Source organism: Shewanella sp. GD04112 (genome assembly GCF_029835735.1).
Taxonomy (GTDB): domain Bacteria; phylum Pseudomonadota; class Gammaproteobacteria; order Enterobacterales; family Shewanellaceae; genus Shewanella.
In genome coordinates this window covers 104,016-120,433 of the sequence record NZ_JAOEAL010000001.1, presented here as the reverse complement: position 1 = coordinate 120,433, position 16,418 = coordinate 104,016, and the positions used below count along the sequence as shown (strand labels likewise).

Sequence of the window (16,418 nt, the reverse complement as noted above, 5' to 3'; positions counted from 1 at the left end):
TTTGCCGTGATGGCCTCGAATGGTTCAATTAGCGCTGGATAAGATAACGAATCGTTGGCCCGTTTTGCTCAATTTCTAGCACTTTATAGCCATGATTCTTGGCATCGAGTGGAATGTTATTGATTGATTGTGGGCAGTCACTGATCACTTCTAATATCTCCCCCGGTTTCAGTGTTGGCATGGCCTCAAGGGTTGCCACGGCAGGATAAGGGCAAGGCTCGCCCACCATATCGAGTTGATAATCTGGAATATATTGACTCATTACGCCGCCTCCGCGATCAGTTGTTCATCCCGCTTCGCCTTACGGGCAAAGAAACGTTTTTCCCACAGCAACATGGCCGCAAACGACAGCGCCAGCAGCAGATAGGTCAGCAATAAACCGCCCTTATCGCCAAAGCTTGAGAGCAAGTTAACCTTGTCCCAACTTGTGGCTAATGGCTGAGCTAAATCATCCCAGTAATAGGCCAGCAGGGTTGAACCCAGCACGTTACCTAAACCAACCCACCAGAAATGCACTTGGCCTTCGACGGCGCGATACATCCAACCCGTCTCACAACCACCTGCCAGCACAATGCCAAAGCCAAACAGCAGACCACCAATCACCGCATTCGGGCCAGCCCACATAATTTTCGGCGGCACACCTAATTGCACATAGCTATAAATCCCGATGGCACTCACCGCCATACCGAGAATAATCGCCTTGGCCATATGGGTGCGTCCGGTGATCCACATATCGCGAAATGCCGAGGTAAAGCAGATTTGTGCCCGCTCAATCAACAGGCCGAAACCGACGCCGCAGAGCATGGCGATACCCAGTTTAGGCGCGTTGAACATAGTCAGTAATCCCCAGCCGATAATGGCCGCAAACACTAACATGCCGATACGAAACCGCCGTCTGGCTTGGTTTTCATCCTGTTTAACCGACGTCGCCTTATCGACTTTCTTCAATTTCACTGGAATGCGGAACATGGGCAGTAGGGTAAAACGCGCGCCAAAGTAAGAGCCCGCCGCCGTCGCGAGAGCAAAAAACCATGCGTGTAAGGAAAACTGTGGGATCCCGGTAAAGAAGGCCGCTAAGTTACAGCCCATCGCCAAACGCGCACCAAAGCCCGCAATAATGCCGCCGATAAGTGCCTGAGCGATGCGGATACGGCTCTGTGGCATACGCAGCTTAACGTTATTCGCCCACAGCGCCGCCGCAATACAACCACCAAACATACCGATGATCATCATGCCGTCGATACGGTCTAAGGGCGAGCCCTGCAAACCTATCACTTTGAAATAACCCCAAGTTTCAGGATTTGCCCCTACCAGTTGCAGTAAGTGCCCGCCCCAGCGCGTAAATTCACCCGTGACCGCCCAAAACGTGCCAGTTAACCCAAAATAGTAAGTAGAAAGGATACCAGCGGCGATAACCGCAGGCATAGGAGCCCAAAAACGGACTAAATATTGTTGTTTAAATTGTTGCCATGTCATGTCATTACCCTAATGAACGAGACTATAAAAAAATAAGCACAAGGCTTATACCTGTTGCCACACAAGCAAGGCACAATCCCTTAAAAATAAGGTGCTAAAGAATCTTAATTGTGTGGCGACACGCTTTAGATGGCTTTCGCTAAACAGCCACGATTTATCCCCAACAGTCGATAACTATGGGTGTAGAGCGTGGCTCTGCCATTACGGCAAAAACCGATAAGCGTGATGTTGCTTTTCTCTGCTAATTCCAACGCCAGTGAAGTCACGGCGGACATAGCAAACAGAATTTGGATATTGGCACTAGCGGCCTTTTGCACCATTTCGAAACTGGCACGGCTGGTGAGCAACACGGCGACAGGTCGCTCTGCCTGACGCATTGAAAATCCACCGATTAATTTATCCAGTGCAATGTGCCGCCCTATGTCCTCAAAGGCGGCGATGATTTGTCCTTCCTCGTCTAAACCCATGGCGGCGTGGGTTGCACCCGTGAGCTTAAAGTGATGTTGATTCTCTTTGATCTGCTCAAGGGCAAGCTGCAGATGATCGATATTAAATCTGGCGTCCGAGTCGACGCGGATAACGGGTTTAACCGCCTCTTCTAGCTGCGCTACACCACAGAGTCCACAGCCCGTGCGCCCCGCCATATTGCGCCGCTGCTGCTTGAGTTCCATAAAGCATCTTTGGGTGATCTCCACCTGAATGAGCACGCCTTCGGGGGTGAACTCCAGATCCACCCCTTTGATTTCATTCACATGGGAAACAATCCGCTCCGACAAGGTAAAGCCAATGGCGAACTCTTCGAGATTTTCTGGGCTGGCGAGCATCACAGTGTGGGCGATGCCGTTATACACCAGCGCCACTCGTACCTCGTTAGCCACATAATCGGTTAACTCGGAGGCCTGTCCCTGCTCTAAAAGGGTCACCTTTCTTTCAGTAACCACGGCGTGTGAATGATATTCCATAGCGACCCTCTAAACTCATTAATTCAAATAAAAACAATTGGTTTGCCAGTAAAGTTCGACTCAAGTCACAAAGCGACTAACGAAATACGAATGCGCTTGATTCAGGTTTAAGCATTTTCTACTATCGGTCTGTCTTCGAATGGAAGAACGTCGTCTCCGGTGAGGCGTCCGGATTTCAAATCCGGGTAGGGCTGCCAGCAGTCCTGGGTAGGTTCGACTCCTATGTTCTTCCGCCAATTCTCATGGGAATAAAACAGTTCCCCATCCCGGATCTCCCGACTGTTACTGCGATACTTCCTACGGGTAAAACCACTGCGGTCAAAAAACTCCAACAGCTGAATACTGACCTTACGACCTAGGCCAATCAGATCCTTAAACTCTGCGGTTTCGAGCTTGCCGTGGGTTTCCACATGTTCACGCACCAGATTGGCGTAATGGCACAACTGCTCACTCAGCAGATACCTATCCTTCACTACCGCGGTAATAAAGCCCTGTTGCACCAGTTGAAAACACAGCAATCTGAGTTTGGCGGGCTCGAGTGCGAGATATTCCCCCATCTCAGTTACCCACACGGGCGAGGTTTGTAGCGCCAACCAAGGGGCCAAGCGTTGCCAACACCGCTGCGCCTCGCTATCGAGGACAATTCTGTGATCCGCCAACTGCAGCAAGGCGCCGCGCAGCACCATCTGACCGTCTTGGCAGAGGCTATCGAGCACTTTATTGGCCAGCTCGTTGGGTAATATGCTGTGGCTCATGCGTTGCAGACGATTACGCCCCAGCCCTAGTTGGTCGGGATGCTGTTGGTGATACTCACGTAACAGCTCGATAAACTGCTGTTTTTCTTGCTCAAGTAGCTGGGTAGATAGTCCATAGGCGCCGAGGCGAGTCAGCCCCGCCTGCGCCAGCATGGCGGCCAGCCCTTCATCGGTTAGCTGCCAACGCCAACGGATTTCATCAATACTGAGCGCCTCACTCTGGCCGAGTAGCGCCAGCACATTCACCGGATTGGGGAGCTTGGCCAGCTGTTGCAGCTTACTGACACGCTCCGGCGTACGCTTCTTACGATTGGGGACTTTTAATGCCAGCACTCGCCCTGCACCCAGGGTTTGCTTACCGCCAATATGCCTGAGCACTATCGGGTCGTCCTGACATAGCAGCAGCGGCTTATCGAGCACTATTTCGGCCAGATAATGCCCCTGCTCATCGGCTTCATCGAGTAGTGACACTCGACCCAGGGTATGGTCGGCGCCGTGGTGACAATGCACATTTTGCCAATGGGTTAAGGGTTCAAAACTGCGAATTTGCACTACGGGTCTGGCGCACAGCTCAGCCTGAGGCAGGCTGCTTAACCAGTCACCGCGGGCGGGCGCCCTATGGTTATCAACACCGGTAAGATTCAACGCGACCCGAGTGCCACTGAGTGCTCGATGGACTTCCATCCCTTGGCAGTGAATGCCGCGCACCCGTAATTTTGCTTTTTGCCCAGAGCTGTAGAGGCTATCGCCGATACACACACTGCCGCTAATCACAGTGCCAGTGACCACACAGCCGGCGCCTTTAACGCTAAAGGCGCGATCTAGCGTCATCCTAAAGCTACTGGCATCTTCCGCTTGGGTCCATTGCTGCTCGGCGATCTCTAAAATATGTTGTTTAAGGGTTTCTACCCCCGCATCGCCTGCATCATTAGCGCAGACCTCAAATACGCCACAGGCCTCGATACCGTATTCGGCAAGCAGCGCCATCCCTTCTAGGGTCAACTTGGCGGCGGTTTGGTCATCGACCAAATCCCGCTTGGTCAGCACTAAGGTCAAACTATTGAGCGGTAAAAGCGCAAGGATTTGCAGATGCTCGCGGGTTTGCGGCATCACGCCGTCGTCACAGGCCAACACCAGCAGCGCGTGGCGCACATGACTCACGCCCACCAGCATGTTATTGATGAATTTTTCATGGCCGGGCACATCGATAAAGGCTAAACGAGTGCCATCTCGCAGTGGCATAAAGGCGTAACCAAGATCGATAGTCATGCCACGGCGTTTTTCTTCGGGGAGCCTGTCGGTGTTCATCCCCGTCAAGGCACGGATCAGCGTGCTCTTGCCGTGGTCGACGTGGCCCGCGGTGACCATAATCATAGCTGCACACCTAAAGTGCTGAGTTCGGCCAATAATTCGGCCTCATCATCGATACCGCGCAAGTCGAGGCGAAGTTGATCTTGGGTCATTCGGCCAATCACAGGCCGCTGCGCCTGCTTAAAATGCTGCTCGAGCAGCGTGAGACTGCCACCCGCTTGCGCGTTAAAGCACAGGGCGATTGAGGGCAAAAAGGTATCGGGCTGCGAGCCGCTACCGACTTGGGTTTGGCACGCCACTAACTCGATGCCATAGCTCGGGGCAAACAGCGGCGCTAAGGCGCGCTGCAGGCGCTCACCGATTTGGCGTAACTCTGCTTGGCTGCGGGCAAACTTAGCCATAATCGGCAGTTCCCGATCCAAGGTTTCGGGGTTCAAATAATGGATCAGCGTCGCCTCGAGCGCCGCGAGAATCAGCTTATCGCAACGCAATGCACGCTTTAGCGGATGACTTTGAAGCTTATTAATGAGCGCCTGTTTACCGACAATCAAACCCGATTGCGGGCCGCCGAGGAGTTTATCGCCAGAAAAGCTGACCAGATCGACCCCATCCGCCAACATGGCTTGGGGCGTCGGCTCTTGTTTTAGGCCAAAACGGCGTAAGTCGGTGAGTGAACCACTGCCAAGATCCGAGATCAGCGCGACCCCACGCTCGCGGCAGAGTTGGCCTAATCTGGCCTCATCCACCGAGGCGGTAAAACCACTGATATGGTAGTTGCTGGTGTGCACCTTCATAATGGCGGCGGTATTTTCGGTTATCGCCTGCTCATAGTCTTTGAGGTGAGTACGATTAGTGCTGCCGACTTCCACTAAAGTGCAACCCGCTTGGCGCATAATGTCTGGAATGCGAAAGGCGCCGCCGATTTCCACCAGCTCACCGCGGGAGACAATCACTTCTTTGCCCGCCGCGACCGCCGACAACATCAGCAGCACAGCGGCGGCGTTATTATTCACCACACAGCAGGCTTCAGCTCCTGTTAGGCGCTGGATTAACCCACTAATGGCATTATCCCGATGGCCGCGCTCACCGGCGGCTAATTCAAATTCCAGCGGCGTGGGATAACGCATCACAGAGGTCACGGCACGAATGGCCGCCTCAGACTGCTGGGCGCGACCAAGATTGGTATGCAGTATGGTTCCCGTGAGGTTCCACACGGGCTTAAGACTATGGCTATAGTCCTTAGACAATTGATCAACCAAATATCCGTTCAATAACGCCGGGTTAGCACACCAAGCGGGCAAGCGCCGCTCCTGGGCAATCAGCTCACGCGCCGTGCGTAACTGGCTATCCAGCGCCGCTTTTACTGCTGCTTTACCATAGCGTTGCAGCAAAGGGGCTAACGCCGCATCGGCGAGCAGACTGTCCATCGACGGCAGCGCGCGGTACAGGGCTTGGGGTGTATCGGGTACTTGGGTCATCATTTGTATCATCTTGATAAATATAAGGGGAAGGACTCGGTGAGCCCTTCCCGACTTTGGTTATTGCTCAGTTTCGTGGGCCAGCAGCAATGGATTGACCGTAGTCGCCCCAAAGCCCTTGGCATTTAGCTCACTGTCGAGCATCAGGGTAGCTAAGTCGTCAGCCGCAACATCCATCAGCGGTGACTTTTCGACGAACAGCATCTTGGTGTAACCATGGCATTCGTCGCAGCTCTCGATGCGCACCTGCGCCTTGGCATCATCGAATGACCAGAGCGTCGTCCCTTTATCCTGACCACAGCTAGTGCAGTGGGCGCGAATGTAATGCCATTCGCTCTCGCACAAACTGCAATGCAGATAACGCAGACCCGCTCGCGGCTGGTCGACGATCACGCTCGCCACGGGATGACACCCGCAAATCGGGCATAGGTTTTGCTGCACGACTTTGCGTTGATCGATCCGTTTAATCACCATAGGTGCCCAATGGGACCAGTAGACCCCCATCGCCGCCCAGATAAACAAACTGAAGCGCGCGGGCACTTCACTCATATGTCCCTGACGCAATGCTCTGCCCCAGGAGGTGAGTTGCTCTGGAGATTGCTGCATCAACAACCGCAGCACTCTCGCCATATCCTCATCCACCTGCGGCAGCAGATCGCTTAACAGTTGTTGTAGCAGTCCTTGCCAGTAGCTATCTGCCTCTGAACCCAAGTGGGAAAGCGGAATCGCTTCATCTTTCCCCCAAGCGAGAAGCTGACCGAAGTCAGCCTCCGCCGCCAATCTGGCCTGAATCGCAACCACACGGCGGCATAGCTCAAAGTAGTCGGCCAGCGGCGAGTCCTTGGCCAACGACAACAAACGCTGCGCCCGTCTGTGATACACAGTTTTAGGGTCCACCGCCTTTAAGGGTTTAAGCTCCAGCGGCGATTCGCTGCCGGGGACCATAGGTATCTCGGCTGTATGACTCATTAATGTTTCTCCACGTCCGAATGTTCATCCAACATCAGCGGATGATGTTTACGGCACCAAGCCTTAGAGACCTTGCCGTAAAGCATGCCTGTGATAGAACCTTCCACCCAGGTCGCCATCCAAAAGTGCACCATCACAAACATCAACATGATCAAGGCACAAATGGCGTGTAGCACGATCGCCCAGCCCACCACAGTGGCCGAGAAGTAAGGTGCAAAGTAGGGTTGCCACATGATGAATCCCGTCACGGTTAAGGTGATGGAAGTCAGCACAAAGGCACGGAACAGCACTTTTTGACCAGGGTTGTAATGGCCGATAGGCGGGATTTTGTCCTCGTTCTCGAACATCACGTCCTTAATGGCGAGCATCCAAGCCAAATCGTGTTTTTCCCATTTGTTGTGGTGGTAATAACGCACCAACATCAACATCAGCGGTAAACACATCATCAGGCCAGCAATTGGGTGAATAAACTTCGCCAATTGCGGTGTGCCCGCTATCGCGCCTAACCATTGGAAGGAGGGATAGAAGAAGGAAAAGCCCGTCAGAAAGGTGACTAGCCCCACGGCCACAATGAACCAATGACAGATGCGGTCGAACAGTTTGTGACGCACTACCATTTCTTGCTTGTTATGCTTGCTCATTTCTTGGCCTCCTCTTCCGCTTGCGCCTTGTCCTCTGGCGGCTGATAGCCGGGTTGGTCCTCTTCCACTATGTTGCGACCGACGGTGATCTTATGCAGGCAGGCCACAGCCGCCGTTGCAAGCAGTCCGACAGTACCCAGTGGTTTCACCCAGTCCTGCCACAGGGTGACAGACAATGGGATTTGCGGATCCTTTGGCATTTCGTAGGTTTCAGGCTGAGTGACATCGTGCAATATCATCAGCATGCCTGTGCCACCTACGCCCTCAGGGTTGTAGAGTCCCGCCTTGGCAAAACCACGTTCTTTCAGCTCGTTAACACGCTTTTCGGCGGAGAACAGCATGTCTTCGCGCGTGCCAAAACGCAGCGCACCTGTGGTACAAGACTTCACGCAGGAAGGCTCAAGCCCAACAGCCAAGCGGTCAGAGCACATAGTGCACTTGTAGGCTTTGTTGTCGACGGCGCTGATCTTCGGGATATCGAATGGACAGGCACTGGCACAATAACCACAGCCAATACATTTGTCCGAATCGAAATCCACAGTGCCATTGGCATGTTGAACAATCGCGCCAGAGGTAGAACAGGCCTTTAAGCAGGCGGGATCCGCACAGTGCATACAAGCACTGTGGGTAAACTGCCAACGTAATTTGCCTTGGTCTTCGATCTCGTTGTACTTCATCAGGGTCCAGCACTCTGGGGACAGAGATGCTGGGTTTTGATAAGTCCCTTGGAACGAACCCACCTCTTCACGCAGGTCATTCCATTCGGAACAAGCGACCTGACAGGCTTTACAACCATTACACTTAGTCGCGTCAAACAGCTTCGCAATTTGCTTCACGCCACCGACTCTCGCCTGGGCAGGCGGAGTCGCTTGCGAAGTGCCGGAACGTTGAATGATATCTTGAGTCGCCATTATCAGACCTCCGCCTTTTCAACATTCACGAGGAACGCTTTGTACTCAGGCACACCCGTGTTGGCATCACCCATCTCAGTGGTAAGGACGTTACAGCTATAGGCCTTACGTGTTAGCGCGTTATGGCTGCCGTGACGTGGGATACCGAGTGTGTGTACCGTTTGACCATTGACCTGCAATGGGCGCATACGCTTAGTCACTAAGGCTTTGGTGAGAATGTGGCCACGTTTCGAGCTCACTTTCACCCAATCGCCATTCTTAATGCCTTTTTCTGCTGCCAATTGCTCATTCATTTCCACAAAGGTCTCTGGCATGGCAATCGCCGCTAAACGGCAGTGTGTCGTCCAGAAGTTAAAGTGTTCTGTGAGTGAGTAAGTGGTACAGGCGTATGGGTATTCCTCTTTAGTACCTATGGTGTCTTTCACCCCTTCGAACCAACGCAGCACAGGGCTGTGCACCACATTGGGATGCAGTGGGTTGGTGCCGATGGGCGATTCGACCGGCTCGTAATGCTCTGGGAACGGTCCTTCTTTCAGCAGTTTGAGCGCGAAGAAACGACCCACGCCGTCAGCCTGCATAATGAAAGGATGCGCACTTTCCTGTGGATTCAACTTGGCATTGAAGTCGGGCACGTCTATCCCTTCCCACTTGCCGTCTTTCCACTCGACAATCTTACGGTGCTCATCCCAAGGTTTACCGTTCACATCACAAGAGGCACGGTTGTAGAGGACGCGGCGGTTAAGCGGCCATGCGAAGGCCCAGCCCGGCGTAATACCTTTACCCGATGGGTCATGGTTGTCGCGGCGAGCCATTTGGTTACCGGCTTCGGTCCAAGAACCCGCGTAAATCCAACAGGCACTCGCGGTACTGCCATCGGCCTTCAGTTCAGCAAAGCTGCTGATCTGACGCTTGGTCGCAACATCGTAACCATTCAACTCTTTCGTCAGTTCGATAGAGCTTGGGTTGTGCGGATCGATATAGTTCCAGTTAATCGCTTCAATGGGCTCTGGCAGTTTGCCACCCTCTTCGCGATAGAGGTGTTTTAGCTCCTGCAGCAGACCAGAGACAATCTCAGAGTCCGACATCGCTTCGCCTGGAGGATTAGCGCCTTTATAGTGCCATTGCATCCAGCGGCCAGAGTTAACGATCGAACCTTCTTCCTCTGCGAACACAGTCGCAGGTAGGCGGAAGACTTCGGTTTGAATACTGGCGGTATCGACCTCGTTAAAACCGGGTTCGTTTTGCCAGAAGGTGGCGGTTTCCGATGACAAGTTATCAAGCACGACTAAGTACTTAAGGTTACTCAGCGCCTTGATGTTCTTGTTACGGTTAGGCATGGAGTTAATGGCGTTAACCCCTTGCACGATGCAACCGTTCACTTTGCCACGGTACATCATGTCCAGATGCTTACCGAAGTCATACATCTGATCCCACTTAGGTAACCACTGATAACCGAACTCGTTTTCAGGCGTCGCGTTTTCACCCCAGAAGGCTTTAAGCAGGGACACATAAAACTTCGGATAGTTTTGCCAGTAGTTGGTTTGACCTGGGCGCAATGGCTTAGGCGTGTTCGCCGCCAAGTGAGCCGCTAAGGTCGGTTCTTTATCGTTTGGCAGTTTAAGGTAACCGGGTAAACTTTGGGCCAGTAGCCCCATGTCGGTTGAACCTTGAACGTTGGCGTGACCGCGCAATGCGTTAACACCACCGCCTAACTGACCAATGTTGCCCAGTAATAACTGGATCATCGCCATAGAACGGATGTTCTGCGCACCTTTACTATGGTGGGTCCAGCCCAATGCATACATAAAGGTTGCCACACGATCTTTAGTATGAGTGCTCGCAATGGCGTCACATACCACTTGGTAGTCCGCTGTTGGCGTACCAGTGATATTACTTACCGTTGCAAAATCATAACGTTCTACGTGTTGTTTGAGTAAGTTCCACACACAACGCGGGTGCTCAAGTGTTTCATCCACTTTGGCATAGCCGTCTTCGTCGAGTTGGTAGAACCAGGATTCTTTGTTGTACTCGCCTTTTGCTTCATCAAAGCCTGAGAATAGGCCGTCATGGAAGTCAAAATCATCCCGCACCAGATAACTGGCGTTGGTATAGGCTTTCACATAATCGAAGTTAACTTGATTGGTCGAAATCAAATAGCGAATCACACCCAGAAGGAATGCTATGTCAGTTCCTGAGCGGATTGGGGCATAGTGATCTGCCAATGACGCACTGCGGTTGAAACGTGGGTCAACCACAATCAACTTAGCATTGTTATGCTGCATAGCTTCTGTAACCCAGCCGAATCCGACAGGGTGAGCTTCTGCGGCATTACCGCCCATAATAATCACTACGTTAGAATTTTTAATATCGATCCAGTGGTTGGTCATGGCACCGCGCCCAAATGTTGGAGCAAGACTTGCTACCGTTGGGGAGTGTCAGTTACGTGCAATAGTATCGATAGCCACTAGGCCTAAAGCGCGCGCAAATTTTTGTGTCGCTAAGCCACTTTCATTGGCCATACCGGATGAGGTCATCATCCCTGTAGTTAACCAACGGTTAACCGTTACGCCATCGGCGTTTTTCTCAATCAGGTTCGCATCACGGTCATCTTTCATTAAACGAGCAATACGTTTAAAGGCATCATGCCAGCTGATCCGTTCCCACTTATTGCTGCCGGGGGCGCGATATTCTGGGTACTGTAAGCGGTGTGGACTGTTAACATAATCCACAAGGCCCGCACCTTTAGAGCACAATGCACCTCGGTTTACTGGATGATCGGCATCACCCTCGATATGGAAAATAGCATGCTCAGAGTTTTTGCCCCCACTGCCTTGGCTGTACATCAGCAGGCCACAACCGACCGAGCAATACGGACAGTTGTTACGGGTTTCTTTGGCTCCGATCAGCTTAAACTCTCGCACTGCTGCATAGGCCTTTTCGGACATCAATCCCAGCGCTGAAATCGCTGAGGTTGCCGCTCCGGCCGCACACAGTTTAAAAAACTGGCGTCTGTTCATAGCGTTCTCTCACACTTTTGTCGTTATGAGTTTGGTAATTGCAGTGGTAACGCTGCAATCGTTTGAGTGAGTCAATAAAGCCCCCACTTAATCTAAGATTATCCTTAAAGTGAAAATAGATAACAAATAATGACATGAGATCGAGATCTCAATTCACCAGCTACAAAACAAACCACCAAAAAATAGATTTTAAATTGATATTTTCAGAGTTTAATTTCAGCGAAACGACACAAATAAAGATACAAATCCAAAAAACACCAAAAGACATTTTGTCCACCACTTAATGGGCATTTTGTCTCACAATGACATATTAAGGTTATATAGAGTGTGAATTTAAAGCCGAAATGAAATAAGAGATGGTTAAAAACACCTCATATTTACCGGTTTTGGATGGATAGACAGCCATCAAAGCTGACAATGTAAAGATTGGATAAAAAAGCACTCATCCTGCGGTGTTAAACACACCTAAAGTACAAAGTGCAAAAACAGCGAAATCGCCGCATAGGATAGACAAAAGGCATAGCAAATCGCTATGCCTTTCACTTTATTGGTCGCTTGCTTCAGCACTTTTCACCCGCTGATGGGTTATCGGTACCAAAGACTGTGCATTACAGACTCGGCAATACGCCTTGGGGCAAGTAAGCATTGAAGCTGGCGGTATAAAGCAGATCCGTTGCCGCATCGATATCCGGCGCAAAGTATCTGTCTTTATCATAGTAGGCAACCACTTCGCGTAGCTCGGCCTTCGCCTGCGCCACTGCTTTGCTTGGCATTAATGGCGCGCGGAAGTCCAAGCCTTGGGCGGCCGCCAATAACTCAACCGCTAATACGCCACGGGTGTTTTCGCTCATATCCCGTAAACGGCGCGCCGCAAAAGTCGCCATAGACACATGGTCTTCTTGGTTGGCCGAGGTTGGTAAACTGTCGACCGATGCTGGATGGGCGTAGGTTTTGTTTTCAGAGGCCAATGCCGCCGCCGTCACTTGGGCGATCATAAAGCCCGAGTTCACCCCGCCGTTTTTAACCAGGAAAGGTGGCAGTTTAGACAGGCTAGAGTCGATTAGCAGCGCGATACGACGCTCTGCAATCGCGCCTAATTCGGCAATCGCAATCGCCAAGTTATCGGCTGCCATAGCAACGGGCTCGGCGTGGAAGTTACCGCCGGAGATAATATCGCCAGTATCTTGGAATACCAACGGGTTATCGGTCACACCGTTGGCTTCTGTGCCTAACACCTCGGCCGCTTGGCGGATTTGGGTCAAGCAAGCACCTAATACCTGTGGTTGGCAGCGCAGTGAGTAAGGGTCTTGCACCTTCTCGCAGTTGATGTGGCTTAAGCTGATTTCAGACTCTTCGCCCAGCAGATGACGGAACACCATGGCCGCATCGATTTGTCCTTTCTGACCACGGGCTGCATGAATGCGTGGATCAAACGGACTGCGGCTACCCATGGCTGCCTCGACGCTCATGGCGCCAATCACTGAGCTTGCAGCAAACAAGTCTTCAGCGTGGAACAAGCCTTCCAGCGCCAGTGCAGTAGAAGCCTGAGTACCATTGAGCAGGGCTAAGCCTTCCTTCGCGGCTAAATCGATTGGCTTTAGGCCGGCGATTTCTAAGCCTTCGGCGGCCGAAATAATCTGACCTTGATAGCTCATCTCGCCCTCACCCAACAGCGGCAAACACATATGGGCTAACGGCGCTAAGTCGCCAGAGGCACCCACAGAACCTTTTTCAGGCACGCAAGGATAAACCTCGGCGTTCACTAGGCTGATAAGGAAGTTGATGACTTCTAATCGGATTCCCGAGAAGCCACGGCTTAAGGAGTTGATTTTTAACACCATCATCAGGCGCACTGTGGCGTCCTGCATGTATTGGCCCGTGCCCGCAGCGTGGGATAACACGATAGAGCGTTGCAGCAATTGCAGATCTTCCGGGGCAATCTTAGTGTTCGCCAGCAGTCCAAAACCTGTGTTGATGCCATAAACGGTGCGACCTTCATCCAACACCTTTTGCACGATTTGCGCGCTGGTGTTGATATCGGTAATCGCCTCTGGCGCCAGTTCAAGTGTCAGCTTATGGCGGCTGATTTCACGCAATTGCGCCAGACTTAAACTGCCGGGCGTTAATACTAAATGATTGACTGATTTCATTTTTACATCCGTATTCTTGTCGTTGTTTTTCACGGTTTGTGTTGAATTGTTAGTCTTTAAGCATGGGCAGATCTAAGCCCTGCTCTTTTGCACAGTTTTTCGCGATCTCGTAACCCGCATCCGCATGGCGCATCACGCCTGTCGCAGGGTCGTTCCACAGCACGCGGCCAACACGTTTAGCGGCGGCCTCAGTACCGTCACACACGATCACTACACCCGAGTGTTGACTAAAGCCCATGCCCACACCGCCACCGTGGTGCAGCGACACCCAAGTCGCGCCGCTGGCAGTGTTTAGCAATGCGTTCAGTAATGGCCAGTCAGATACTGCGTCTGAACCGTCCATCATAGACTCGGTTTCACGGTTAGGGCTGGCGACTGAACCTGAGTCTAAGTGGTCACGACCAATGACGATGGGCGCCGACAGCTCGCCGTTTTTCACCATCTCGTTAAAGGCTTGGGCTAAACGCGCACGGTCCTTTAAGCCCACCCAGCAGATACGCGCTGGTAGACCTTGGAAGGCGATACGCTCACGGGCCATATCTAACCAGTTGTGCAGGTGTGGATTGTCGGGGATCAGCTCCTTCACTTTGGCGTCGGTCTTGTAGATATCCTCAGGTTCGCCAGATAGGGCCACCCAACGGAACGGGCCGATACCTTCGCAGAAGAGTGGACGAATATAAGCAGGCACAAAACCTGGGAAATCGAACGCGTTTTTAACGCCAGTTTCGAAGGCCATTTGGCGAATGTTGTTACCATAGTCTAAGGTCGCAGCGCCTGCCGCTTGCAGATCCAGCATGGCTTGTACCTGTACCGCCATCGAGGCTTTAGCCGCTTTAACGACGGCGGCTTCATCGGTTTTACGCATGTCAGCCGCTTGCGCCATGGTCCAGCCCTGTGGCAAATAGCCGTTTAGCGGATCGTGGGCAGAGGTTTGGTCGGTGACAACGTCAGGAGTAATGCCACGCTTTACTAATTCGGCAAATACATCGGCGGCGTTCGCTAACAGGCCGACAGAAACGGGTTTGCCGGAGGCATTGGCGTCGTTGATCATCGCCAAGGCTTCGTCTAATGAAGTGGCCTTTTTATCCACATAACGGGTACGCAGACGAAAATCGATACGGGTTTCATCCACTTCACAGGCAAGCACAGAGAAGCCAGCCATAGTACCGGCCAGCGTTTGCGCGCCGCCCATACCACCTAAACCACCGGTGAGGATCCACTTACCGGCAGCCACGCCGCCAAAGTGTTGTTTTGCCACGGCAACGAAGGTTTCGTAGGTACCTTGGACAATGCCCTGAGTGCCGATATAAATCCACGAACCCGCGGTCATCTGGCCATACATCGCCAGACCTTGCTTATCTAACTCGTTGAAGTGTTCCCAGTTTGCCCAATGTGGCACTAGGTTAGAATTAGCAATCAGCACGCGCGGGGCATCTGCATGGGTGCGGAATACGCCCACAGGTTTACCCGATTGCACCATTAAGGTTTCGTCGTCTTCGAGGCGTTTTAGCACTTCGATAATCTTGTCGTAGCAGTCCCAGTCGCGTGCCGCGCGGCCGATACCACCGTAAACCACTAAATCCTCTGGGCGCTCGGCCACATCTGGATGTAAGTTGTTCATTAACATGCGCATTGGCGCTTCGGTTAACCAGCTTTTGCAGCTTAATTGGCTACCATGGGGCGCAATAATGCGGCGGCTTGGGTCGTGTCGCTTGTCCATTGAGATGTCCTCTTTCAACCTGTTGAACTCACTCGCCATTCGGCTAAGTGCTATTGTTTTTATTGTGTTTTTGTCGCTAAACATTGGATGAATGCCATAAGCCTTCACCGCTGTTTGCGTACGTTATTTATTGAATGTCAGGTGTCCGCCGAGCTTAAAGCGGCTACCTGGGTGTACCAATTTGGCAAAACTCACCACCCCTTGGCGCGACCAAGTGCGGCGTGAAATCTGTAAACAGGGCTCAGTCGCCGGAATGGCTAACCTCTGCTGCAATTCGCTACTGGCAATAATGGCTTCGATGGTGTGGTGCGCCTCGGTCAGCGGAGCCACCTGCGACAGGTACTCATGGGGTGTCTGCTCGCTAAAGTCCTGCTCTAAGTAATCAGGCGCAAAGGCAGGATTCACATAACGCTCCTCGACTTGCAGCGGCACGCCCTGCTCGCAATGCACTAACACCGAATGAAACACCGGACTTCCGAGCTCCAGCGCCAGTGCGATGGCGATAGGCGCGGTGGCATTCACTTGTCTAAGTGCTAACTGCTGCACACTGTAACCATGACCACGGTCTTTGATTTCGTCGGCAATGTTGCGGATCGCCAACATGGAGGATTGCGACTTTCGCCCGGCCACAAAGGTGCCCAGCCCCTGCGAACGCTCAAGCACGCCGTTATCTGTCAGCTCAGTCAAGGCGCGACGCGCCGTCATACGGCTACAGACAAACAGTTCGGCCAGCTGATTTTCCGAGGGGACACGGGCATTTTCTTCCCACTCACCAGACTCGATACAGCCAATGATATATTGCTTAATTTCTGCAAACTTAGGCGTAGCCAAAACACTTCCTCAAGATCAAATCTACCTAGGTTTGGCATGGTAAGTACTCACACACCAAAACACTGAGCCACTTTCAAACGTTCAAAATTGCGGCTACAATCCTAGCTTGTATATACAAGTAAATACAAGCTAGCTCACATAACTTTCGATAATAAAGAGTTTGCGGGGCCAAAAAGCCAACGCAGCGAGGGATAACA

The 16,418-nt window shown here is 52.2% G+C and carries 13 protein-coding genes and 1 tRNA gene; 3 read left to right on the top strand and 11 right to left on the bottom strand.

Annotation, left to right across the window (positions count from 1 at the left end; all coding sequences use genetic code 11):
* Window positions 1-28: 28 nt before the first annotated feature.
* The 3 genes from yedF to fdhD all read right to left on the bottom strand — a co-directional run bounded on the left by yedF (window position 29) and on the right by fdhD (window position 2,438).
* Window positions 29-262, bottom strand: coding sequence for a sulfurtransferase-like selenium metabolism protein YedF (yedF, locus tag N7386_RS00565; RefSeq protein ID WP_011070517.1), 234 nt, complete (start codon window positions 260-262; stop codon window positions 29-31).
* Window positions 262-1,476: a selenium metabolism membrane protein YedE/FdhT gene (gene yedE / locus N7386_RS00560; protein WP_011620943.1), complete on the bottom strand. Its 1,215-nt coding sequence runs from the start codon at window positions 1,474-1,476 to the stop codon at window positions 262-264. The genes yedF and yedE overlap by 1 nt, the downstream gene beginning before the upstream one ends.
* A 125-nt stretch (window positions 1,477-1,601) precedes the next feature.
* Complete coding sequence (fdhD, locus tag N7386_RS00555) at window positions 1,602-2,438, bottom strand: formate dehydrogenase accessory sulfurtransferase FdhD (RefSeq protein WP_248968729.1); 837 nt, start codon at window positions 2,436-2,438, stop codon at window positions 1,602-1,604.
* Between the two features lie 141 nt (window positions 2,439-2,579).
* On the opposite strand from fdhD, the gene N7386_RS00550 reads away from it, so the two are divergent.
* From N7386_RS00550 to N7386_RS00540, 3 genes are all read left to right on the top strand, one after another.
* Window positions 2,580-2,674, top strand: a tRNA-Sec gene (locus N7386_RS00550).
* A gap of 372 nt (window positions 2,675-3,046) precedes the next feature.
* Window positions 3,047-3,178, top strand: coding sequence for a hypothetical protein (locus N7386_RS00545; RefSeq protein ID WP_276207228.1), 132 nt, complete (start codon window positions 3,047-3,049; stop codon window positions 3,176-3,178).
* A gap of 1,104 nt (window positions 3,179-4,282) precedes the next feature.
* Window positions 4,283-4,411 carry a hypothetical protein gene (locus tag N7386_RS00540; RefSeq protein ID WP_276207227.1) on the top strand — a complete coding sequence of 43 codons (129 nt, stop codon included), beginning with the start codon at window positions 4,283-4,285 and terminating at the stop codon, window positions 4,409-4,411.
* Window positions 4,412-4,563: 152 nt separating this feature from the next.
* Here N7386_RS00540 and selA read toward each other — a convergent pair whose 3' ends face one another.
* The 8 genes from selA to hutC form a co-directional block, all read right to left on the bottom strand.
* Window positions 4,564-5,985 (bottom strand): L-seryl-tRNA(Sec) selenium transferase, encoded by a 1,422-nt coding sequence (selA, locus tag N7386_RS00535; protein ID WP_279766741.1) that lies wholly within the window; start codon window positions 5,983-5,985, stop codon window positions 4,564-4,566.
* Window positions 5,986-6,042: 57 nt separating this feature from the next.
* A complete protein-coding gene (gene fdhE / locus N7386_RS00530) occupies window positions 6,043-6,951 on the bottom strand; it encodes a formate dehydrogenase accessory protein FdhE (protein ID WP_089066641.1) in 909 nt (302 codons plus the stop codon).
* The gene (locus N7386_RS00525) at window positions 6,951-7,592 is read right to left on the bottom strand and encodes a formate dehydrogenase subunit gamma (protein ID WP_011620938.1); all 642 of its coding nucleotides are present in this window, start codon (window positions 7,590-7,592) and stop codon (window positions 6,951-6,953) included. Before N7386_RS00525 ends, fdhE begins: the two co-directional genes overlap by 1 nt.
* The gene (gene fdxH, locus N7386_RS00520) at window positions 7,589-8,503 is read right to left on the bottom strand and encodes a formate dehydrogenase subunit beta (protein ID WP_023265886.1); all 915 of its coding nucleotides are present in this window, start codon (window positions 8,501-8,503) and stop codon (window positions 7,589-7,591) included. The genes N7386_RS00525 and fdxH overlap by 4 nt, the downstream gene beginning before the upstream one ends.
* Window positions 8,504-8,505: 2 nt before the next feature.
* On the bottom strand, window positions 8,506-11,520 hold the full coding sequence (fdnG, locus tag N7386_RS00515; protein ID WP_157705907.1) for a formate dehydrogenase-N subunit alpha: 3,015 nt from the start codon (window positions 11,518-11,520) through the stop codon (window positions 8,506-8,508).
* A 608-nt stretch (window positions 11,521-12,128) separates the two neighbouring features.
* The gene (gene hutH, locus N7386_RS00510) at window positions 12,129-13,670 is read right to left on the bottom strand and encodes a histidine ammonia-lyase (RefSeq protein ID WP_089066640.1); all 1,542 of its coding nucleotides are present in this window, start codon (window positions 13,668-13,670) and stop codon (window positions 12,129-12,131) included.
* A 49-nt stretch (window positions 13,671-13,719) separates the two neighbouring features.
* Window positions 13,720-15,390: a urocanate hydratase gene (gene hutU / locus N7386_RS00505; protein WP_089066639.1), complete on the bottom strand. Its 1,671-nt coding sequence runs from the start codon at window positions 15,388-15,390 to the stop codon at window positions 13,720-13,722.
* Between the two features lie 123 nt (window positions 15,391-15,513).
* Window positions 15,514-16,221 carry a histidine utilization repressor gene (hutC, locus tag N7386_RS00500; protein ID WP_011715378.1) on the bottom strand — a complete coding sequence of 236 codons (708 nt, stop codon included), beginning with the start codon at window positions 16,219-16,221 and terminating at the stop codon, window positions 15,514-15,516.
* Window positions 16,222-16,418: the final 197 nt, after the last annotated feature.